This is a genomic window from Streptomyces sp. NPDC058307, assembly GCF_042880295.1.
In the GTDB taxonomy this organism is placed as follows: domain Bacteria; phylum Actinomycetota; class Actinomycetes; order Streptomycetales; family Streptomycetaceae; genus Streptomyces.
Genome location: NZ_JBHVYZ010000045.1, coordinates 28,695 through 49,871, shown reverse-complemented (window position 1 = coordinate 49,871; position 21,177 = coordinate 28,695). Strand labels below are relative to the sequence as shown.

At 71.7% G+C, this 21,177-nt stretch carries 17 protein-coding genes; 8 read left to right on the top strand and 9 right to left on the bottom strand.

Features of this window, described 5'->3' with window-relative positions:
• Positions 1–207: 207 nt before the first annotated feature.
• The 6 genes from ACFVYN_RS28255 (at position 208) to ACFVYN_RS28230 (ending at position 6,941) form a co-directional block, all read left to right on the top strand.
• Positions 208–411 carry a cold-shock protein gene (locus tag ACFVYN_RS28255; protein ID WP_007383480.1) on the top strand — a complete coding sequence of 68 codons (204 nt, stop codon included), beginning with the start codon at positions 208–210 and terminating at the stop codon, positions 409–411.
• A gap of 212 nt (positions 412–623) precedes the next feature.
• Positions 624–2,060: a DEAD/DEAH box helicase gene (locus ACFVYN_RS28250; RefSeq protein WP_390003202.1), complete on the top strand. Its 1,437-nt coding sequence runs from the start codon at positions 624–626 to the stop codon at positions 2,058–2,060.
• 119 nt (positions 2,061–2,179) lie between these two features.
• Complete coding sequence (locus ACFVYN_RS28245) at positions 2,180–2,482, top strand: SCO5918 family protein (RefSeq protein WP_053852860.1); 303 nt, start codon at positions 2,180–2,182, stop codon at positions 2,480–2,482.
• A 224-nt stretch (positions 2,483–2,706) separates the two neighbouring features.
• The gene (locus ACFVYN_RS28240) at positions 2,707–5,148 is read left to right on the top strand and encodes a SpoIIE family protein phosphatase (RefSeq protein WP_390003199.1); all 2,442 of its coding nucleotides are present in this window, start codon (positions 2,707–2,709) and stop codon (positions 5,146–5,148) included.
• A gap of 138 nt (positions 5,149–5,286) precedes the next feature.
• Positions 5,287–6,384 (top strand): DUF3533 domain-containing protein, encoded by a 1,098-nt coding sequence (locus tag ACFVYN_RS28235; RefSeq protein ID WP_390003197.1) that lies wholly within the window; start codon positions 5,287–5,289, stop codon positions 6,382–6,384.
• Between the two features lie 47 nt (positions 6,385–6,431).
• The gene (locus tag ACFVYN_RS28230) at positions 6,432–6,941 is read left to right on the top strand and encodes an SMI1/KNR4 family protein (RefSeq protein WP_390003195.1); all 510 of its coding nucleotides are present in this window, start codon (positions 6,432–6,434) and stop codon (positions 6,939–6,941) included.
• A gap of 6 nt (positions 6,942–6,947) precedes the next feature.
• Here ACFVYN_RS28230 and ACFVYN_RS28225 read toward each other — a convergent pair whose 3' ends face one another.
• From ACFVYN_RS28225 to ACFVYN_RS28195, 7 genes are all read right to left on the bottom strand, one after another.
• Positions 6,948–7,172 (bottom strand): hypothetical protein, encoded by a 225-nt coding sequence (locus ACFVYN_RS28225; RefSeq protein WP_390003194.1) that lies wholly within the window; start codon positions 7,170–7,172, stop codon positions 6,948–6,950.
• Positions 7,173–7,217: 45 nt separating this feature from the next.
• The gene (locus ACFVYN_RS28220) at positions 7,218–8,450 is read right to left on the bottom strand and encodes an acyltransferase family protein (RefSeq protein WP_390003191.1); all 1,233 of its coding nucleotides are present in this window, start codon (positions 8,448–8,450) and stop codon (positions 7,218–7,220) included.
• Positions 8,451–8,974: 524 nt separating this feature from the next.
• Entirely contained in the window at positions 8,975–9,196 is a 222-nt protein-coding gene (locus ACFVYN_RS28215; RefSeq protein WP_007383474.1) for a hypothetical protein, read from the bottom strand.
• A 212-nt stretch (positions 9,197–9,408) separates the two neighbouring features.
• Positions 9,409–9,939, bottom strand: coding sequence for a TerD family protein (locus ACFVYN_RS28210; protein WP_390003188.1), 531 nt, complete (start codon positions 9,937–9,939; stop codon positions 9,409–9,411).
• A gap of 120 nt (positions 9,940–10,059) precedes the next feature.
• Positions 10,060–10,863, bottom strand: coding sequence for an inositol monophosphatase family protein (locus tag ACFVYN_RS28205; RefSeq protein WP_390003186.1), 804 nt, complete (start codon positions 10,861–10,863; stop codon positions 10,060–10,062).
• A gap of 93 nt (positions 10,864–10,956) precedes the next feature.
• Complete coding sequence (locus ACFVYN_RS28200) at positions 10,957–12,180, bottom strand: sensor histidine kinase (protein ID WP_390003183.1); 1,224 nt, start codon at positions 12,178–12,180, stop codon at positions 10,957–10,959.
• A 97-nt stretch (positions 12,181–12,277) separates the two neighbouring features.
• The gene (locus tag ACFVYN_RS28195; protein WP_390003180.1) at positions 12,278–14,482 is read right to left on the bottom strand and encodes an MMPL family transporter; all 2,205 of its coding nucleotides are present in this window, start codon (positions 14,480–14,482) and stop codon (positions 12,278–12,280) included.
• Between the two features lie 312 nt (positions 14,483–14,794).
• Between ACFVYN_RS28195 and ACFVYN_RS28190 the strand changes: the two genes are divergently transcribed.
• The gene (locus ACFVYN_RS28190) at positions 14,795–16,342 is read left to right on the top strand and encodes an alpha/beta hydrolase (protein ID WP_390003265.1); all 1,548 of its coding nucleotides are present in this window, start codon (positions 14,795–14,797) and stop codon (positions 16,340–16,342) included.
• Between the two features lie 61 nt (positions 16,343–16,403).
• Here the strand turns inward: ACFVYN_RS28190 and ACFVYN_RS28185 are convergent, their stop codons facing one another.
• Complete coding sequence (locus ACFVYN_RS28185) at positions 16,404–16,895, bottom strand: signal peptide protein (protein ID WP_390003178.1); 492 nt, start codon at positions 16,893–16,895, stop codon at positions 16,404–16,406.
• Positions 16,896–17,169: 274 nt separating this feature from the next.
• Between ACFVYN_RS28185 and ACFVYN_RS28180 the strand changes: the two genes are divergently transcribed.
• Positions 17,170–20,073 (top strand): transglycosylase SLT domain-containing protein, encoded by a 2,904-nt coding sequence (locus ACFVYN_RS28180; RefSeq protein ID WP_390003176.1) that lies wholly within the window; start codon positions 17,170–17,172, stop codon positions 20,071–20,073.
• A gap of 401 nt (positions 20,074–20,474) precedes the next feature.
• Here ACFVYN_RS28180 and ACFVYN_RS28175 read toward each other — a convergent pair whose 3' ends face one another.
• Entirely contained in the window at positions 20,475–21,092 is a 618-nt protein-coding gene (locus tag ACFVYN_RS28175) for a phosphoribosylanthranilate isomerase (protein ID WP_390003173.1), read from the bottom strand.
• Positions 21,093–21,177: the final 85 nt, after the last annotated feature.

The window sequence follows — 21,177 nt, the reverse complement described above, 5'->3', positions numbered from 1 at the left end:
TCGACCAGGGCGCCACCACGATTCAAGTCGGTGTAGATCCACCCACCTACCCTGTGTTACCGTGATAAAAGTTGCAGTTTTGGTTTCCGGAGAATTTCTTTTTGGAGTTCACCGGCGTCTTTCCGGATCTTCCGGAGGGGAGTCCATCGCGGCGACTCGGGGTCCGTACAGTGCGGGTCCCGGCACTGCCCCCTAGGGAGATTCAATATGGCATCTGGCACCGTGAAGTGGTTCAACGCGGAAAAGGGCTTCGGCTTCATCGAGCAGGACGGTGGCGGCGCGGACGTGTTCGCGCACTACTCCAACATCGCCACCTCCGGCTTCCGCGAGCTTCAGGAAGGCCAGAAGGTTACCTTCGACGTCACGCAGGGCCAGAAGGGCCCGCAGGCCGAGAACATCGTTCCCGCCTGACGCTGACGCGTATCTTCACGGCTGGGGCCCGCACTCTTGGGGTGCGGGCCCTGTCCCATTGCCCGTGAACAATCTGATTGTCCCGAAGAATCTTATTATCTTCGCTTTGTTTCTCCCCGGCTCTTTCTTGCGAATTCTCGTGCGGCTTCGCCGCGCCCAGCAGGAATTCCTCGACACGTGCCGCACGCATCGAGGAAGGGTTCCCCTCCCCCATGAACCGCACCCGTCGTACCGGGAACAACGGGAACAGCACGTCCCGCCTGCACTCCCGGGGCGCGAGCCACCAGCGCTCCCGCCCGGCCGCCGCACCCGGCGGCGAGTTCACGCTCCCCACCACCGTCACCGAGGCCCTGCCCGCGGTGGAGGCGTTCAGCGAACTCGACCTGCCCGAGCGTCTGCAGGCCGCGCTTCTCGCCGAGGGTGTGACCACGCCCTTCCCCATCCAGGCCGCGACCCTGCCGAACTCGCTGGCCGGCCGTGACGTCCTCGGCCGTGGCCGCACCGGCTCGGGCAAGACGCTCGCCTTCGGCCTGCCGCTGCTGGCCCGCCTGGACGGACAGCGCGCCGAGCCCCGGCACCCGCTCGCCCTGGTCCTCGTACCGACCCGCGAACTGGCCCAGCAGGTCACCGACGCGCTCACCCCTTACGCGCGGGCGCTGCGCCTGCGCGCGGCCACCGTCGTCGGCGGCATGTCGATCGGCCGGCAGGCGTCCGCGCTGCGGGCCGGCGCCGAGGTCCTCGTGGCGACGCCCGGCCGGCTCAAGGACCTCATCGAGCGCGGCGACTGCAGCCTGAACCAGGTCAGCATGACCGTCCTGGACGAGGCCGACCAGATGACCGACATGGGCTTCATGCCCCAGGTCACCGCCCTGCTCGACCAGGTACGCCCCGACGGCCAGCGGATGCTGTTCTCCGCCACGCTCGACCGCAACATCGACCGGCTGGTGCGGAACTACCTGCACGACCCGGTGGTGCACTCGGTCGACCCGTCCGCGGGCACCGTCACCACCATGGACCACCACCTCCTGCACGTCCGGGACGACGACAAGCACGCCACCGCCACCGAGATCGCCGCCCGCGAGGGCCGCGTGATCATGTTCCTCGACACCAAGCACGCGGCGGAGCGCCTGGCCAAGCACCTGCTGTCGGTGGGCGTGCGGGCCTCCGCGCTGCACGGCGGCAAGTCCCAGCCGCAGCGCACCCGCACCCTCGGCCAGTTCAAGGACGGCCAGGTGAGCGTCCTGGTGGCCACCAACGTCGCGGCCCGCGGGATCCACGTGGACGACGTCGACCTCGTCGTCAACTTCGACCCGCCCGCCGATCACAAGGACTACCTGCACCGCGGCGGCCGTACCGCACGCGCCGGGGAGTCCGGAACCGTCGTCACCCTGGTCCTGCCGCACCAGCGGCGCGCGGTGGACCGTCTGATGTCCGACGCCGGCGTCACCGCGCGGACCACCCGGGTCCGCCCGGGCGAGGCCGAGCTGAACCGCATCACCGGCGCCCGCACCCCCTCCGGCGTGCCCGTCGTCCTCCCCGCCCCGGCGCCCGCCGAGACCCCGAAGCGCTCCGGGTCCGCGGGACGCAGCCGCAGCGGCCGCCCCGCGCGGGGCCGGGGCGGCCGCCGCTCCACCCCCACCAGCCGATAGCCGTACGACCCACTGACGGGCCCGGTGGCCGCGCCGCCGGCGTCCCCGTCGAGAAGGAGACGAACAGGGCCGCACCCTGGCCGTTCTCACCGTCACGTCCCCGCCCCCGTGGAGGCACCATGCGCATCGTCATCGCACGTTTTCCCTTCGACCTGACCATGAGCGAGGTCGAGAGGTCGATGGACGGCGTCCAGCCCGAACCCGCCACCGGCCTGTGTGTGACCGTCGGCCCCCACGTCTACCCGGTCAAGCAGGTCGGCCAGGTGATCACCCGGCAGGACCGCCGCGACTTCACCGCCAGCGAGGTCGGCAGGGCCCTGACCCGGCTCGGCTTCACCTGCCACGAGGTCCAGCCGCCCCGCCAGGAAGCCTTCAACGACCCGGCCGCGTCCCTCCCCTGGGCCGACACCCCGCTGGGCTGACGTCAGCCAGGCACCCGGCACCCCGCCGTCCGTATCCGGACCCCGCCCGCGAGCCCTGTTCGCGGGCTCTTTTCGTGGGCCGGTGCCGCCTCGCCCCCCGAGATCATCCCGTTGCGTTCCCCACCCCCGCCACCCCGTGCAAGACTGCGCCTCCTCACGGCGGCGCCGCCGTGTTCCTGCTGTCATCGCTTGAGCAGGGAGCTGCGCGGCGGGACGCTGGGAGCATGGACAGCAGGGGCGGCACACCCGGAGGCACCGTGGAGGGACGCGTACCCGAGGATCTGGCGGTCGTCGTCGACGCCGGCGGGACGATCACGGTGTGGAGCGCCGGGGCGCGCCGACTGCTCGGATACGAGGCCGAAGAGGTCGTAGGACGACCGGCGGCCGCACTGCTCGCCGCCGACCTGCCCGAGTCCGCGCGCCGCCATGTGGCCGGGGGCCGGCCCTGGGCCACCGAGATCGCGCTGCGGCACCGGGGCGGCCGCCGGGTCGTCGTACGGCTGAAGGGGACACCGCTCGCGAACGGCGACGGTGCGCGGCCGTGGCTGGTGACCGCCGCCGCCCAGGAGCACACGGCCGGGCCCGTCGAACCGGACGCGGAGGCCCTGTGGGACCTCACGCTCGCGCAGCTGCCCGTGCCGGTGGCGGTCTACGACACCGAGGCCCGGCTGGTGGCGGCCAACGAGGTCATGACCCGGGTGATGGGCCGCACGGTGGCCGAGATGCGCGGTCTGACCCTGTGGGAGATCGAGCCGAACCCGCCCTTCGACGAGTACGACCGCCTCCAGCGGCAGGTGCTGCGCACCGGCGAGCCGCTCTTCCACGAGAACTACGGACAGGCGCCCGGCGAGGTCCGGGGCCACGCCTGGTCGATGTTCCTGTCCCCGCTGAAGGACGGGAGCGGGGCGGTGCGGGGCGTGTCCGCGGCCGTTTTCGACACCACCGAGCAGTACTGGGCCCGCCGCCGCCTCGCCGTCCTCAACGACGCCAGCCTCCGCATCGGCAGCACCCTGGACGTGACCCGGACCGCCGAGGAACTGGCCGAGGTGGCGGTGACCGGATTCGCGGACTTCGTCACCGTGGACCTGCTGGAGTCGGTGGCCCTCGGCGCGGAACCGGAACCGGTGCCGCCGGACCAGCCGGTCACGGTACGCCGTACGGCGCAGCGATCGGTCCTCGACGGCTGCCCGGAGTCGGCGGTGGTGTCCGGCGAGCGGACGTTCTACCCGGTGGGCACGCCCCCGATGCAGGCCCTGATCGCCGGCCGCGGCACCCGGGCGGAGCCGCTGGACCCCGGGATGCAGGAGTGGGTCGACTCCTCCCGGGCCCGTGCCGAGTCCGTGGCCACGTACATGATCCACTCGGTGATGATGGTGCCGCTGCGCGCCCGGGGGGTCACCCTCGGCATGGTGCACTTCCTGCGGCACCGTACGACGGAGCCCTTCAGCGAGGACGATCTGCTGCTCGCGGAGGAGATCGTCGCGAGAGCCGCGGTGAGCGTGGACAACGCCCGCCGCTACACCCACGAACGCCGTACCGCGCTCACCCTCCAGCGCAGCCTGCTGCCCGAGCGCCCGCCGGACCTCGCGGCCATGGAGGTGGCGTACCGCTATCTCCCGGCGGGCTCCGGCGCGGACGTGGGCGGGGACTGGTTCGACGTCATCCCGCTGTCCGGCGCCCGGGTCGCGCTGGTCGTGGGCGACGTGGTGGGCCACGGCATCCACGCCTCGGCGACGATGGGCCGCCTGCGCACGGCCGTACGCACCCTCGCGGACGTGGACCTCGCCCCCGACGAACTCCTCACCCAGCTGGACGACCTGGTCGTCAGGCTCGACCGGGAGGAGGGGCCGGAGACGCGCGGCGGCCGGGCCTCGGAGACCATGCCCGCGGGCGAGGTGGGAGCCACCTGCCTCTACGCCGTCTACGACCCGGTCTCGCGCCGCTGCACCATGGCCCGCGCCGGCCACCCGCCGCCGGCCGTGGTCACCCCGGACGGCGAGGTCCGCTTCCTGAACCTGCCGGCCGGTCCGCCCCTGGGCCTCGGCGGTCTGCCGTTCGAGTCCGTCGAGGTGGAACTGGAGGAGGGCAGCCTGCTCGCCCTCTACACCGACGGACTGGTCGAGGCGGCCGACCGTGACATCGAGGTCGGTCTGAACCTGCTGCGCGGGGCCCTCGCCGACAAGGCGGGCCCGCTGGAGGAGACCTGCGACGACGTCCTGCGCACGGTCCTTCCCGCCCGCCCGGCCGACGACATCGTCCTGATGCTGGCCCGCACCTCGGCACTGGACGCGGCGAGGGTGCGCACCTGGCACCTCGAGCGCGACCCGGCGGCGGTGGCGCGGGCGCGGAAGGCCGCGAGCGAACAGGTCACGGCGTGGGGGTTGGGGGACGCGTCCTTCGCGACGGAACTGATCGTCAGCGAGCTGGTCACGAACGCCGTCCGCTACGGCGACGACCCCGTCGTCCTCCGACTGATCCGTGACTCCGCGCTGATCTGCGAGGTCTCCGACGGCAGCAGTACGGCTCCGCACCTGCGGCGGGCGAGGGTGTTCGACGAGGGCGGGCGGGGGCTGCTGCTGGTCGCGCAGATGGCAGAGCGGTGGGGAAGCCGGCAGACGGCCACGGGGAAGACGATCTGGGCGGAGCTGGGGTTACCGGGTGAGTAGGTCTTGAGCGGGTCTGCCTCCGGGCGGGTCTGTCTCCCGGCGGGTCCGTCTCCGGGCGATTGGGTCTCCCGGGTTGGCCGGTTCACGCGTGGCGGCAAACGGAACAGCGAATTCATCCGCCTGTGCGACGATGCGCCCGTGAACGCACCCTCCAGCCCTTCCGCCGGCCCACCCCCTACGGAGCCGGCCCCCAAGTCCCCTGGTTTCGCGGCGGAGTTCAAGGACGCCGTGACGTTCAGGGCGTTCGGCCTGGTCCTCGGCGGCCTGCTGGTCCAACTGGCCTTCGTGGTCTCGTACGTCGGCGCCTTCCACTCCCCCACCCCGCAGCGCATCCCGGTGGCCGTGGTGGCCCCCCAGCAGGCGTCGGCGAAGATCGTCGCCCAGCTCAACGCACTGGACGGCGACCCGGTGAAGGCGACGGCGGCCTCCAGTACGGCCGTCGCCCGCGAGTGGGTCATGACGCGCCGCACGGACGCGGCCTTCCTCTTCGACCCGAACGGCACCAAGGACACCCTGCTCGTCGCCTCGGCGGGCGGCCCGTCGGTCTCCCAGACGGCCACCCAGATCGCCCAGAAGATCGAGGCGTCCGAGAAACGCCAGATCTCGGTGACGGACATCCGCTCCCCGAACCCCGGCGACGGCCGCGGTATGACGTCCTTCTACCTGGTCCTGGGCTGGGTGATCGGCGGCTACCTCACCGCGACCATCATGGGCATGGCGTCCGGCTCCCGCCCCGCGAACCGCCCCCGCACCCTGATCCGCCTCGCGGTCCTGATCCCGTACGCGGTGGTGTCGGGCGTGGCCGGAGCGGTGATCGTGGGCCCGGTGTTCGACGCCCTGGGCGGCCACTTCTGGGCCCTGAGCGCGATCGGAGCCCTGACCGTCCTGGCCTCGGCGGCCACGGCACTGGCCCTGCAGACCCTGCTGGGCCTGCTCGGCACGGGCCTGGTCGTCCTCCTCTTCGTGGTCCTCGGCAACCCGAGTTCGGGCGGCGTCTACCCGGCCCCCCTGCTCCCCGCCTTCTGGAGCGCGATCGGCCAGGCCCTGCCGCCGGGCGCCGGCACGACGCTGGTCCGCAACACGGTGTACTTCTCGGGCCACGCGACGGGTTCGGCGCTGTGGGTGCTGGGGGCCTATGCGGTCGGTGGAGCGTTGCTGGCCTGGGGAGCGTCCTGGTGGCGGGAAACCCGAGGCGCTGCCCCCGCGCCTGCGGGCGGAACCACGACGAGGTATTGAGGTCCCCTCGTATCGACAAGGGGAGCGGTGTCGCTGAGGATCACGCGGTGACTGATGACGAGATCGTCCTGGCGGTCCGTGCGCAGGTGGCCGGGAGAGAGCTGCCCGGCCCGGCGTCTCCCGAGGACGTCGGCGCCTTCGAGCGGCTGGTCGGACATCCGATGCCCGTGCTGCTGAGGCGGATGTATCTCGAGGTCGCCAACGGTGGCTTCGGGTCCTGGCGGGTGGTCTCGCTGACCGGGACCGACGACTGGTTCAGTGACTGCGCGGACATCACCATGGCCTACCACGCGTTCGGCGGTCCCGACGGGGACGACCTCCCGTCGGGACTCGTCCCGCTGATGGACCGTGGCTGCGCGATGTGGACCCTCATCGACTTCCGCACCGGCGACGGCCAGATGTGGGACTGGGACCCCAACCTGTGCTGCATCCGGCACGCCCCCGCACCGCTCGGGCAGTCACTCGCGCAGTGGCTCACCGACTGGGTGCGCGGCCAGGCGCACGAGGGTCCCTACGAGCACCGCGTGACCGACAGCCCCAGATGTGAGCTCCCGTGAGGCCGGCTACACCTCGTCCGTGGCGAACAGGTCGAGGTGTCCGCACTTGGGGCAGCGGAGGGCCACTATCTGGCGTCGGGGACGGCCCATCCGCTTGGCGCCGCCGAAGATGCCCCGCTCCAGCGCGCCCTCGATCCAGCGCGCGTAGCCGCGGGAGGATTCGCCGGCGTCCTCGATGAAACCTTCGGTCAGACCGACGGTGCCGCAGTGCGTGCACGTGTGGTTGCTCATCCCGCGAGTGTAGGAAACGGCGAGCCGCTGCCGGTCACCGACGCCCTACGTCGCCGCCGCCAGCGCCGGTGCCGGTGCCCGCGCCACGTGCGCCCTGCGCAGGAACGGCCTCTCGACGGCGTAGTACGACAGCAGCGCCATCAGCAGTGTCAGCACCACCGTCCACGCCAGTCGTCCCTCCGTCACGCCGAGGGAGGCCAGGAGCCGCACCACCGGGTAGTGCCACAGATAGATCCCGTAGCTCAGGTTGCGGCCCACCCAGGCCAGGGGGGACAGGGCCAGCAGGCGGGAGAGCCGGTCTTCCGGGCGCAGTTCCAGGGCGGTGACCAGGGTGGCGGAGAGGGCCGCCACGGCGAGGAAGCCGATGGTGTACCACGCGGCCGTCCAGGCACCGAGGTCCTCGGTGACCGGTACCTGCCAGGCGATGAGACCCAGCAGGGCGAGGGCCGGCCACGCGAGGCGGCCCGACCAGGTGCGCAGGACGGCCAGGCGCGGGTCGTCGGAGCGCAGGCGGGCCAGGGCCACGGCGACCAGGGCGCCGGCCAGCAGCTGGTCGGCGCGGGTGTCGGTGCCGTTGTAGATGCGGTGGGCCGCGTCCGGGTTCCACAGGACGCAGCGCCACAGAAGGGGGAGCACGCACAGGGCGGCCGTGCACAGGAGGACCGTGCGGGCCCGGACCCGTCGCAGGAGAAAGAGCAGAGCCAGCGGCCACAGCAGGTAGAACTGCTCCTCCACGCCCAGCGACCAGGTGTGCGCGAGCGGGCTCGTGAGGTCGGAGTAGGCGCCGGGCTCCATGGCCCGTACGACGTTGGTGAGGAAGGCGGCGGACAGGCCCGCGGCCTGGAGCGAACCGTCGAAGCCCCACAGGGAGGTCGTCGACGCGAGCAGTACGCAGACCGCGCACAGGGCCAGCAGGGCGGGGACGAGCCGCAGCCAGCGGCGACGGTAGAAGGACATCAGGGAGATGCCGCCGCGGCGGACGTACTCGGCGATCAGCAGGCGGGTGATGACGAAGCCGCTGATGGTGAAGAAGACGTCCACGGCGACCGCGCCGCCCGGCAGCGCGTCGGGCTCCACGTGGTGGACGATGACCAGCGCGACGGCGAGGGTGCGCAGTCCGTCCAGACCGCTCACCCGGCCGGTACGGGACACCGCGGACGGAAAACCCCGGCTCGCACGGGATGCGACCGGGGCCGGGGGTCTGCGGACGCCGACCGCCGCGTCCGCTTCTTCCCGCTCCGTGTCCGCAACAGCCGTCGAGTCCGGTGCCTTCGCCATGAAAGAGATCTCTTCCCACCTGCCCGCTGAAACGAGTAATCCCGGTGCGCCTAACCGGAAAACACGCTCGCATGCCTCGCTGGGCACGGGCTGTGCGGAATCACGGCAGCATCACAGGACACGCACAGGGTGAGCTTGGGCACACGCGACAGGGCGGGTGGGCGTGGGGCGGGTACGGCTGGGTCCCCTGGCCGGCGCGCACGGCGCGGGCCAGGGTGACGGCACGCCCCAGAGGCGCGTCCACTGGGTGATCCGCGCTCGGGACGGCGACTACGGAAAGGAGCTCACCGGGCAGCACTGTCCGACCTCACCGCACCCTCAGGGAGGCGGGGGTCTCTTGTCAGGTGACGTGACGGGAGCTAGGCCGCTTCGGGCCGCGGGAAGGTCTCGTCCTCGTCGTCCCCGAAGTCCGGGGCCTGGAAGGGGTTCGTGGTGGGGGGCGGCAGGGCCGCGGGGGTGCGCTGGGGCTGCCCTTCGGGGGCGGAGAACAGCGAGGTCAGATCGATGAGAGGGAGTCCTTTCTCCTACAGCTTGGTCATCTTCGAGTACGGACTCAGGATCCGCATCTGCGACGAGCCGAAATCGACGAGTACCGCGATTCCGTCCTCGACGCCGATCACCCGGCCGAGACCGTACATGTCGTGTGTGACCTGGTCGCCCACCGCGAAGTGCTTGGGAGCGGGTGCGACCGGTGCCTTGAAGGGGCTGGTGGGCAAGTGACGCTTCTGTGCAGCAGGCTTTGTCATCCTCCTCAGTATGCGCCTACGGCCGCCCGGCACGCGCCGTCTGTCCAGGACCGATACGAACACGCAACGGGCCACGGCCCGCGGAACCGGTTCGACGACCACCGTGGACGGCCCGGCAGGGGGTGCCGCCGGGGTCCTGGGGGCTCGGCCGACCTTCTCCCGAGCGGTCTCGACGATCTCCACCTGAACGACGGTGGCCGCAGCCGGGCCCCTCACCCCCGTACGCTGCCCATCTCCGCCATGAAGGCCGCCGGGTTGCTGTCGAAGCCCCGGATCAGCTCGCCGAGGTGCCATGCTCCGGACGTGTCCCTGGTGAACTCCACGATCGTCGCGGCCGTCGCGTCCTCGAGGCCCGCGAAGTCGTCGGTCAGCAGTTGCCGGTAGCCCTCGACGACGAGCACCCCGACGTGGGAGAGGTCGCCGAAGGTGCGGGGGCCGCCGCTCTGGTGGATGGCGACGCCGACGACCACCCGGCCGTAGGCGGACGACAGGCGCTCGAACTCCAGCTCCATCACCTCGACGTAACCGAGGCCGAGGCCGGTCTCGCTGTGGCGCGTCATGGTGATCGTGCCGTCCGGCGAGCGGCTCTCGGTGTGCACGACGTACTCCGGCCGACCGTACGGATCGCCCGCCGCGTAGGTCGCGGCGACGATGTCGAGGTGCCGGGCCGGTTCCCCGTAGGGGCTCGGGTCCCACTTGAGCCGTACCTGGACCCTGTCAAGACCCGCACCATGGGCATGCATCAAGCCGCTCCCCGTCGGAGTTTCCCCGGGACTCGCCCGCTGGTTGAAGTATGTGCTCCGGTCGGCCTCTTGATACCTCGCCGGCGGTTATCTCCTGGTTAGATCTCGACGGGGAAGCCGTCAGCCGGCCTCAGCCCCCGAGCTGCGCCAGATGGCGGCCGTCTCCTCGGCGGCGCCGGGCGCCACGAGGAGCAGGGGCTGGTTGTGCGAGGGGAGTTCGGGCAGGGCCACCGCTCCCGCCTCGCGCGCGATCAGCAGCGCCGGGAGTCCGTCGACGGCGTGGAAGGAGCCGATCGCCGCCGCGGTCGCCCGGCCCGCCGCGACCTGAACGAGGGACAGTGCCGTCGAACCCATCACGCGCACCGTGCAGTGCCGGTCGGCGAGTTCGGCGAGGAGGGCGTCCATGCCGGGCCAGTGGGCGTGCGCGGCCCACTCGGTGAGGAAGACATGGCCGGTGAGGGTGGTGTGGGCGGCCGCGTGCACCCGGGTGCCGTTCACGTACGCCCCGCGGCCCTGTACGGCCGTGAACGTCTCTCCTCGCCAGGGGTCCGCGACCACGCCGAGCAGCGGGGTGCCGTCGGCGGCGGCCAGGCCCAGCGAGAAGGAGCACCAGCCCAGTGAGTGGGCGTAGTTGGTGGTGCCGTCGACCGGGTCGATCACCCAGTGCGGGGCGCCGGCCAGGCCCCCCGTCGTGCCGTACTCCTCGCCGACGATGCCGTGGTCGGGGAAGGCCCGCCCGAGCACCTCGCGGGTGTGTGTCTCCACCGCCTCGTCGGTCGCGGTCACGATGTCCGCGGGCCCGTCCTTCTCCCGCACCTCGGCAGCCGGGTCGCGCGGGCGCCGGATCGCCTCCGCCGCCCAGGCCGCGAGGTCCGTCGCGACCTCCAGTGCCCGGTCGAGATCCACGTCAGCCATGCCGGCCACCCTACGGGGACGGGGCCCGGTGGCCGGCGACCTTCCGGTGAACCCCGGGTGACCCGTGCCCCACCACGCGCTCCCACCGCGATGTCCCGCCCCTCACTCCTCCCCCTCCCCGCTCACCGACGGCTGCAAGGGCAGTGCCGTGCTCACCTCGAAGCCGCCCTCCGGGCGCGGTCCGGCGCGCAGTTCGCCGCCGACGGAGTGGGCGCGTTCGCGCATGCCCATGACGCCGAAGCCGTTCGCGGGCTCGGCGGCCGCGGTGGGCGTGCCCTCGTCGGTGACCGTGATGAGGAGACGGGGGCCGTCGTAGACGAAGCGGACCTGGGCGGTCCGGGTGGCGGCGTGCTTGGTGACGTTGGTGAGCGCCTCCTGCACGATCCGGAACGCGGTCAGGTCCACGCCCGGGGAGAGGGGCTGCGGCTCCCCCTCCGTGGTGACGGTGACGGCGATCCCCGCGGAGGCGCACGAGGAGACCAGCTCGGGCAGCCGGGCGAGGCCGGGGGCCGGCTCCAGCGGGGCGCCCTCGTCGTCGGTCTGCCGCAACAGGCCGAGGGTGGCCTTCAGTTCGCGCAGGGCCGAGGAGGTCGTACCGGTGAGGTCGTGCAGGATCCGCCTGGTCTGCTCGGGGTTGGCGAGCGCGAGATGCTCGGCGGTGCCGGCCTGGGCGTTGGCGAGGGCCAGGTGGTGGGCCACGACGTCGTGCAACTCCCGGGCGATCCGCATGCGTTCCTCGGTGACCCGCAGCCGCGCCTCCTCCTCGCGGGTGCGCTCGGCGTACTCGGCGCGCGCCTGGGTGGCCTCCAGATAGGCGCGCCGCAGCCGGGTCATGGTGCCGGCCGCCAGCGGCAGCAGCAGCCAGAAGACGGGGCCGACGGTCCGCAGGATCAGCGACACATGGCCCATCGAGTCGGAGAAGGCCGCCGCGAGCGTCAGCACCAGCATGGTCGACAGGCCGTAGGCGCGGATGGTCGTCCGCTCGGTCAGGGTGGCCAGCCAGTACAGCGAGGCCATGACGGGACCCAGCAGCAGGGGGGTGAGGAGGTAGCCCTGCGCGATCACGACCGTGGCGCAGACCGCGTTGACCACGACGGTGACGCGCGGGTGGGTGCGGTGCTTGAGCAGGGCGAGGCAGGACACGCCCATGAGGACCACGGCCAGCCTGTCGTCGTCCGGCGGCGCGGCTCCGGGCAGTGTGAGCGACGCGCCGAGCGTCGCGGAACCCATCAGCGCCATGACCAGGGCCAGGTCGACCAGGAAGGGATGGCGGTCCGAGAAGTGCTCCAGACGGTCCGTGTAGCGCCGCTCCGGGCTCGTGGTCATCGGGTACTCCGGTGGGTGGGCTCAGGGACCCATGGTGCGGGAACGGGGCCGCCCGCGTCGTACGGCGACACGGGCGGCCCCTGGTGGGGGGTGGGGGTCAGACGTGTACGGCCTCCGGGTGGGCGGGCGCCGGCTCGGGGGTGTCGGCCGCCCTGGTGAGCGCCTCGCCCTCGACGTCCACCCGGGGCAGGGCCCGGTCCAGCCACTTCGGCAGCCACCAGGCCTTGTCGCCGAGCAGGGCGAGCACGGCGGGCACGATGGCCATGCGGACCACGAAGGCGTCAAGCAGGACGGCGCCGGCCAGGCCGAAGCCGATCATCTTGATCATGGAGTCGCTCTCGCCGATGAACCCGGCGAAGACCGCGATCATGATCAGGGCCGCGGCCACGACCACCCGGGCGCTGTGCCGGAACCCGGAGGTGACGGCCTGGTGGGGCGTCTCGCCGTGGACGTACGCCTCGCGCATCCGGGAGACCAGGAAGACCTCGTAGTCCATGGCGAGGCCGAAGACGATGCCGACCAGGAAGATCGGCATCAGGCTCATGATCGGGCCGGTGGTCTCCACGCCCAGGAGTGAGGCGCCGTGGCCCTCCTGGAAGACCACGACGACCGCGCCGAGGGAGGCCAGGACGGAGAGCAGGAAGCCGAGGGCCGCCTTCAGCGGGACGAGCAGGGAGCGGAAGACCACCAGCAGCAGCACGACCGCGAGACCCACCACGACGATCAGGTACGGCACCAGCGCGGACTGCACCTTCCCGGAGATGTCGATGTTCAGCGCGGTGGTGCCGGTGACCTCGAAGGTGGCACCCGTCTCGGACTCGACGCCGGGACGCTCCCCGCGGATCGTCGTGACGAGGTCCTTGGTCTTCTCGTCGGTCGGCGCGGTGGACGGCACGACCGAGAAGACGGCGGTGTCACCGGCCTCGTTGAAGCGCGCCGGGGAGACGGACACGACGCCCTCCGTCGCGCCTATCCCCTTCGCGATCGCCGACGCCGCCCCCTTGGCGTCGGCGTCCCCCTTCGCGTCCACCACGACGGTCAGGGGGCCGTTGAAGCCCGGTCCGAAGCCCTCGGCGAGCGCGTCGTAGGCCCGGCGTTCGGTGGTGGAGGTGGGCTTGGCCTCGTCGCCGGGCATGCCCAGCTCGAGGGCGGTCATCGGCACGGCGAGGGCGCCGAGACCGACCACGCCGAGCAGCAGCACGGGCAGCGGGCGGCGCAGCACGAACCGGGCCCAGCGGGTGCCGCCGTTGTCCTTGGCGTCCTGTTCCGTACGGCCGCTCTTCCGGTCCTTGCGGCGCAGTACCGCGTTCGGCCAGAAGCCGAGGAACGCCGGGACCAGGGTCAAGGCGACGAGGACGGCGACGACGACCGCGCCCGCGGCGGCCAGCCCCATCTTGGTGAGCATCGGGATGCCGACCACCGAGAGCCCGGCGAGGGCGATGACGACGGTCAGGCCCGCGAAGACGACCGCCGAGCCGGCCGTACCGACCGCGAGGGACGTCGCCTCCTGGGGTGCCCGGCCCTTGGCGCGCTCCTCCCGGTAGCGGGAGACGACGAACAGGGCGTAGTCGATGCCGACCGCGATGCCCAGCATCGTCGCCAGGGTGCCGGTCGTGGTGGACAGGCCGAGGGCGCTGGAGAGCGCGAGGATCGAGGCCATGCTGACGCCGACGCCGATGAGCGCGGTCAGCAGCGGGAGTCCGGCGGCGGCCAGCGAGCCGAAGGTGACGAGGAGGACGACCGCGGCGATCGCGACACCGATCATCTCGGCCGCACCGCCCGCGCCACCGCCGTCGGCCATGGCGCTGCCGCCGGCGTCGACGGTCAGCCCGCTGTCCCGGGCCTGGTCGATGGCCTTCTCCAGCTCTGCCTTGCCGGCGTCGGTGAGGTCGTTCGCGGCGACCTTGTAGGTGACGGTCGCGTACGCCGTCGTGCCGTCCCTGCTCACCGCCTTCGCCCGGAACGGGTCCACGGCGGACGCGACCTGCGAGCCGTCGGCCAGGTCCGCGACGGCGTCCTCGACGGCCTTCCTGTGACCGGCCGCGGTGACCTTCTCACCCTTCGGCGCGACGAAGACGACCCGCGCGGTCGCGCCGTCGGCCGTGACCCCCGGGAAGCGCTGATCCATCAGGTCGAACGCCTTCTGCGACTCGATGCCCGGCATCGAGAACCCCTCGTCGGCCGCGCCCGGCGCCTTCAGGGCCCCCAGCCCGACGGCGGCCAGGACGGCCGCCCAGACCAGGGCGACGTACCAGCGTCGCCGGAAGGCCAGGCGGCCCACGCGGTAAAGAAAAGTAGCCACGGCGGGGGTCTCCACATCTGATGCCGAACGGTCCACCCAGGCTGACCGGACGACACCCCCCGCGTCGTCGTGCGCCTGCCGACAATCCCCGCTACTGAGAACGCAGTACGCGACCGACCCCGAGTCAGCCCACGGGACTACCGGCGGCAGGCGGGAGGCGGAAACCGGGACGCGGGAACCGGGACGTGTCTTTTTCTGTGTTCCCTCTGTGAGAGCACCGGTTCAATGAGGCTTGACCAGCCCCAAGGGGGAACAGAGACAGTGAAGTTCAGACGAATAGGACTCGCGGGAGCCGCGGTGGGCGCGCTCACCATGGCCTGGACCGGGTCCCCGGTCTCGGCGGCCCCGCAGCCCACACCGACCGTGCCGACCCTGACCTGGTCGGACTGTCAGGGCGGCTTCGAGTGCGCCGACGCCCAAGTGCCCCTGGACTACCGGGAGCCGCAGGGCAGGACCCTCACCCTGGCCGTCATACGCAAGAAGGCGGCCGACCCCTCCCACCGCAAGGGCACGCTGTTCCTGCAGCCCGGCGGCCCCGGCAACTCCGGTGTGGACTTCGTGCGCGGCAACTACGCCGACCTGCCGGCCGCACTGCGCGACGACTTCGACGTGTTCGGCTACGACGTGCGCGGCGTCGGCCGGAGCTCGCAGGTCGTGTGCTGGGACGACCCGACCTACACCGGCGCCGTCACCGCCGCCAAGGGCGTCCCCGGCCCCGACGCCTACGAGCCCGCACTCCGGCAGGCCGCCGACTTCGACCAGGCCTGCCAGAACAACGCCGGCGATCTGCTGCCGTACGTCGGCACCCAGTACGTGGCCCGGGACATCGACCTCCTGCGCGAGGCCCTGGGAGAGAAGCAACTGACCTACTACGGGCGGTCGTTCGGCTCCTACATCGGTACGGTCTACGCCGCGATGTTCCCGAAGCGGGTCCGCGCCCTCGCGCTCGACGGGGCGTACGACCCGGAGCACTACACGAACCGGCCGTACGCCTACGACCGGCCGCAGTACCTCGCCCTGGACGGGGCCATGAGCCGCTTTTTGGACTGGTGCAAGGCCGACCAGGCGACCTGCGGCTTCGGCGACGGCGACCCGCGCGGGGCGTTCGAGAAGCTGAAGGCGGACCTGGACGCCAACCCGGTGCCGACGGCCAACGGGGGCCAGGCCAATGGCTACACCCTCGTGTACCGGCTGATGTTCAACATCAACGAGGGCAAGGTCATCTGGCCCTCCTTCGGTGAGGCCCTGCGCAAGGCGCAGCTGCGCGACAACACCTCGTTCCTGCTGCGGCCGCCGTCCCCGGCCAGTTTCAAGTTCCTCAACCCGAACGTCGTGGTCGAGTGCGTCGACAAGAAGTACCCGGCCGACCGGGACAGGCTGAGGCGCGAGGTCACGACCAACGCCGCGCTGGCCCCGCTGCTGGGCCCGGCCATGGCCTTCGGCCCGCCGACCTACGACCACCAGCACGCCACGGCGTGTGTGCAGTGGCAGGGCGAGCACACCAGCCGCTATGCCGGCAACTTCCACGCGAAGGGCTCCGCGCCGATCCTCGTCATCGGCAACACCGGTGACCCGGACACCCCGTACCAGGACGCGGTGGCCCTCTCCCGTGAGCTCGACAACGGCCGCCTGCTCACGTTCAGGGCCGAGGGGCACACCGCCTTCGGCCGCAGCGCGTGCGCGCAGGCCGCCGTCACGGACTACCTGGTGGACCTGAAGGTCCCGGCCCGCGGCGCGAGTTGCGCGGACGAGACCCCGCCCCCGTCGTCCGAGCCCACGGTGGCCCCGCCCGGCACGACGCTCACCGAACTCCGCAACGGCGTGAGCGACCGGGTCGACCACATCGGCTCGCTGCGCTGACGGCATGAGGGCCCGGGTCCCGGATTCGGGGCCCGGGCCCTCACGCGTCACGGCAAGCGGTTCAGTAAAGGGCGATCCGCGGCTGCACCGTGCCCTGGGCGGCCGGGTCGACGACCGTGATCCGGTACACCTGGGTGAGGGTCTGACCCGCGTGCAGGGTGCGCTGAGCGCTCGTCAGGTCGGTGAAGAGCGTGCCGGTCTGGCTCGCGGTCTCCACCGGACGCCAGCAGCCGTGCGCGGTGCGCTGCTCGACCACGACGTCCGACGGGTCGAGGAACGGGCCCGCGTCCGGCGACTCCACCAGGAGCTGCGGGGCGACGGTCCGGTCCGCCGAAGTGTCGTTGCGGTAGGTGACGGTGACCTGGTGCTGCTCGCCGTCGGCCACGAGGGCGCTGCTGGGCAGGTCCACGAAGTCGACGGGTACGGAGGGCTGCTGAGCCTGTACGGCCGCCGCCCGGGGAACGGTGGTGGCCGCCGCCGGACCGGCCGCCGCGAGACCCGCGAGGGTAACGGCCGCGGCCACGAGAGCCACTTTGAGACGTCTGCTGTTCATCAACACGTTCACTGTTCCTTGTGGTGCGTGGGGGATGTCATCAAAGGAGACTCCGGCAAAAGGAAATTCGTTGGTGGATTCTCGTGGATATTTCGTGGATACCGCCCGGTAGATCACCCACGGCTCCCATTGCGGTCATAGCGGACTGATAACTTCCGCGTCACCGGCCCGGGGGAGTGCCGAAGCCGGTAACCCACCCTGACCTTTTGCAATGACCGGACGGAATTCCTTGCGTACTTTCCGTGAAAAATCGGGCGGAAGACACCGCTGGCGGGTGCCGAAAAGCCGCCGCGGCCGTATAGCGGCGGCCGGCGCGATGTCCGTGCTCTCGCTGGCCCTCATCGCCCCGCTGGCCTCGGCGGCTCTGACCGACTCCGCCGACCCCACGACCGCACCGGCGGCGGACCGCGTCACCGACACCTCCCAACTCCCCTCGGGCTGGCAGAAGTCCGGCGACCGGATCGTCACCTACGACGGTGACGGCACCGGACTGCACGTCCTGGTCGCCGACGCGGCCGACGCCTACCAGTGGCACACCGCCGCCACGCTGTCCGAGCCCGGCGTAGACACCGACCAGTGGATCGGCCAGACCTGTGTGACCGGGTCCGGTGACCGTGCCGTCGTGGTCTACGCGCCCCGGCAGGCAGTCAACGACCAACAGGGCTTCCAGCAGGGCGCGTTCGCAGCGGTGGTCGACCTGGCGACCGGCAGGGTGACCAAGCTGCCCGAGCTGGTCTCCCTCGCCTACTTCAACCCGGGCTGCGGCGACGGCGAACAGGCCGTCCTGACCCGGACGCAGGGGGACGACACCGAACTGCTCACCGTCGACGCCGAGAAGGGTGAACTGGTCCGGCAGCAGACCGTCGCCGGTCAGCTCACCTCCGCCGTGCCCTTCGGCAACGAGATCGCCGCCGCCCTGGGCGACTCGGTGGTCTCGGTGGACGCCAAGGGCGCGACCAGCACGCTGGCCAGGACCGCGAGCACGCCGTTCCGGCTGGTGCCGGACGCGCACAGCGGGCTCGCCTACCAGGTCCCCGCCGGGAAGAAGGTGCAGGTCCGCCGGGTCACCTCGGCGGGCTCCGACCGGCTCCTCGGCTCCGGCGCGCTCGGCGCCCTCGCGGTGCACGGCAACGGCGGCCGGGTCTTCGTGACCGGCAAGGACGCCGGGGACGCCGTGAAGTCCCTGCCGAAGAGCTGGCGGACGCTGGACGTGCCCGCCTCCGCCGAGGTCTCCACCACCGGCTCTCTCGCGCTGACCTCCGTCGGCAACGGCACCGAGGCGGCCGGCGGCAAGAAGGCCGCCGCCGACATCGCCCAGTCCGTCGGGATCGGCGCGGTGCTGCCCGGCAGCGACAGCGCCGTCGACTTCACGGTGAAGCCGAAGATCTCCCGGAAGTCGCAGGGCGCCGAGCAGTCCCCGGCGCTCTCCGACGGCGTGCACACCGACAGCGTCACCCCCGGCGACGACGACCCGTCGACCTCCACCACCGACCCGGACCGCGCCTGCGCCGTCACCCGCAACGACCCGAGGCTCCAGTCGCTCCAGCCCTCGACCGCGCAGGCCGAATGGGCGACGGACCTCGCCGTGCAGGGCCAGCTCGACGTGCGCCGCCGCAGCGGCTGGAACGGCAGCGAACTCCCGTCGTACACCCCGCAGGGCCTGTTCCCGTCCACCCCGCTCAAGGGCGGCGGCCGGGTCCCCGCGCAGATCATGCTCGGCGTGCTCTCCCAGGAGTCCAACCTGCTCCAGGCCAGCTCCCGGGCGGCCGCGGGCGAGAGCGGCAACTTCATCCAGGGCGGCTACTACGGCAACGCGGGCAGCGTCCACACCGTCAACTGGGCGGCGGCGGACTGCGGTTACGGCATCGCCCAGGTGACCAGCGGCATGGCCAAGACCGACACCACGTACACCGCCGAGCAGCAGCAGGCGATCACCGTGGACTACGCGGCCAACATCGCCGCCGGGCTGCAGATCCTCCAGGACAAGTGGAACCAGCTCTACGACAAGGGCCTGCTGGTCAACGGCGGCGACCCGAAGTACCTGGAGAACTGGTGGCTCGCGCTGTGGGCCTACAACAGCGGCCTCAACCAGCCCAGTTCGATCGATGCCACCGCGCCCTGGGGCCTGGGCTGGTTCAACAACCCGGCCAACGGCCTCTACCCGGCCGACCGCACGATGTTCCTGTCCTCCGGCTACGACGACGCCCGCAACCCCAACCTGTGGACGTACCCGGAGCGGGTGCTGGGCTGGGCGGCCTACTCGCAGCAGAAGACCGACCCGGCGACCGGGGCGACGGTCAGGGCGTTCACGGTCGGCGACTGGCCCGCGGGCGCGCCTGCGGCCGAGCCCGCGCACGACACGTTCTGCAAGCCCACGGTCAACGACTGCGACATCACCAAGCCGCGCAAGGCCGAGGGCTCCAGCCAGCCCGAGGGCCCGTGCCAGCGGGATGACTTCAAGTGCTGGTGGAACCAGCCGGTGAGCTGGACCGACTGCACGGCCACCTGCGGCACCGAGGTCCTCACCTACCAGGTGGGCGACCCCGAGCCGAAGGTCGCTGCCCCTCATCCGGCCGCCTGTACGTCCACGCTCCCGGCCGGCGCCCTGATCGTGGACGACGTGCCGAACACGGTGAGGTTCCGGGTCGGTGACGCCAACCCGTGTGCGGGCGAACGGAACTGGACGAGCCGGGGCACGCTGCGGTTCACCTTCGGGTCGGCTCAGCAGAACGGCGCGACCGTGTACCCCTCGAAGATCGACTTCCATCAGCTGGGCGCGGGCTTCGGCGGCCACTTCTGGCTCACCCACACCCGGGTGCCGACTTACACCGACTCGGTCGTCACCGGCACCTGGACGCCGGACCGGAAGATCGGCGGCTGGGCCCGGGTCATGGTGCACCTGCCCGACCACGAGGCCAACACGCCCTCGGCGACGTACCGCGTCGACCTCGGTGACGGCACGGTCGTGGAGAAGACGATCTCCCAGAACACCGGCGGCAAGAACACCTGGGTCTCCCTGGGTTCCTACGAGTTCAAGGGCACCCCGAGCGTCTCCCTGAGCTCGGCCACGGCGGACGGCACCGGCGACGCGTCGATCGCGTGGGACGCGCTGGCGTTCGTACCGCTGAAGGGGCAACCGGCGGACGCGGTGACGCCGTCGCCGTCACCGTCGAAGTAACCCAAGAGCCGCGTCCGCCGACCGATTCGGCGGACGCGGCACACCCCTCAGGGGCGCGGGCAACGGAAAGCCGACGACCACGGCAGCCCCCCAGGGGCGCGGGGAACTGCGCGACCAGCCACGACCAACCCGCACCCGACAACGGTCCGGCACCACACCCCCCAGGGGGCGCGGGGAACTGCGCGACAAGCCACAACCAACCCGCACCCGACAACGGTCCGGCACACCCCCCAGGGGCGCGGGGAACTGCGCGACAAGCCACAACCAACCCGCACCCGCCCGACAACCTCCCCCCGCACCCCCGTAGGCGCCCCGACCAGCCCAGCGCAGCTACCCGCGGGGAACTGCGCGACAAGCCACGACCAACCCGCACCCGGCAACGACGACCGGCCCCCGGAGACTCACCCCGAGGCGGCGGCCCCCGCGCGGGCGGCCTCGACGAACGCCGTGATCAGGGCCGGGTTCTTGACGCCCCGGCTCGCCTCCACGCCGCTGGAGACGTCGACTCCCCAGGGGCGGGTGACGTCCACGGCCTCGCGTACGTTCTCCGGGGTGAGGCCTCCGGCGAGCAGCCACTTCTCGCCCGCGCCCGCCACCTGCTTGCGCGACCAGTCCCACGCGATGCCGGAGCCCGGCACCGGGGCGTCGAGGAGCAGCATGTCCTCGCCGAGCTCCCCGCAGCGCGGCACGGCGTCACCGAAGGCGGCCGCGCGGATCAGGGTCCAGCCACCCTTCGCGAGTTCGGCGTAGTAGTCGCGGTCCTCGGGGCCGTGCAGCTGGACCGCCCCGATGCCCGACTCGACGGCCACGGAGCGGACGTGGTCGAGGGGTTCGCGGCGGAAGACGCCCACCGTGAGGACGCTTTCGGGGACCCGGGCGGCCAGCCGTGCCGCCGTGGCGGGGTCGATGCGGCGCGGACTGTCGGAGAAGACGAACCCGATGGCGTCGGCGCCGGCCTCGACGGCCGTGTCGACGTCCCGCTCGGTCCTCAGACCGCAGATCTTCACGAAGAGCGTCATGCCGCCACCGTATCCAATTCGCGTCCATGAACAACGATCACATACATAACCGTTGACGCGACCATGGCAAGCGCTTACCTTCCGA

Coding starts and splice junctions, on each gene's coding strand:
- ACFVYN_RS28255 (WP_007383480.1), top strand. CDS start 208: ATGGCATCTGGCACCGTGAAGTGGTTCAACGCGGAAAAGGGCTTCGGC.
- ACFVYN_RS28250 (WP_390003202.1), top strand. CDS start 624: ATGAACCGCACCCGTCGTACCGGGAACAACGGGAACAGCACGTCCCGC.
- ACFVYN_RS28245 (WP_053852860.1), top strand. CDS start 2,180: ATGCGCATCGTCATCGCACGTTTTCCCTTCGACCTGACCATGAGCGAG.
- ACFVYN_RS28240 (WP_390003199.1), top strand. CDS start 2,707: ATGGACAGCAGGGGCGGCACACCCGGAGGCACCGTGGAGGGACGCGTA.
- ACFVYN_RS28225 (WP_390003194.1), bottom strand. CDS start 7,172: ATGAGCAACCACACGTGCACGCACTGCGGCACCGTCGGTCTGACCGAA.
- ACFVYN_RS28220 (WP_390003191.1), bottom strand. CDS start 8,450: ATGGCGAAGGCACCGGACTCGACGGCTGTTGCGGACACGGAGCGGGAA.
- ACFVYN_RS28215 (WP_007383474.1), bottom strand. CDS start 9,196: ATGACAAAGCCTGCTGCACAGAAGCGTCACTTGCCCACCAGCCCCTTC.
- ACFVYN_RS28210 (WP_390003188.1), bottom strand. CDS start 9,939: ATGCATGCCCATGGTGCGGGTCTTGACAGGGTCCAGGTACGGCTCAAG.
- ACFVYN_RS28200 (WP_390003183.1), bottom strand. CDS start 12,180: ATGACCACGAGCCCGGAGCGGCGCTACACGGACCGTCTGGAGCACTTC.
- ACFVYN_RS28190 (WP_390003265.1), top strand. CDS start 14,795: ATGGCCTGGACCGGGTCCCCGGTCTCGGCGGCCCCGCAGCCCACACCG.
- ACFVYN_RS28185 (WP_390003178.1), bottom strand. CDS start 16,895: ATGAACAGCAGACGTCTCAAAGTGGCTCTCGTGGCCGCGGCCGTTACC.
- ACFVYN_RS28175 (WP_390003173.1), bottom strand. CDS start 21,092: ATGACGCTCTTCGTGAAGATCTGCGGTCTGAGGACCGAGCGGGACGTC.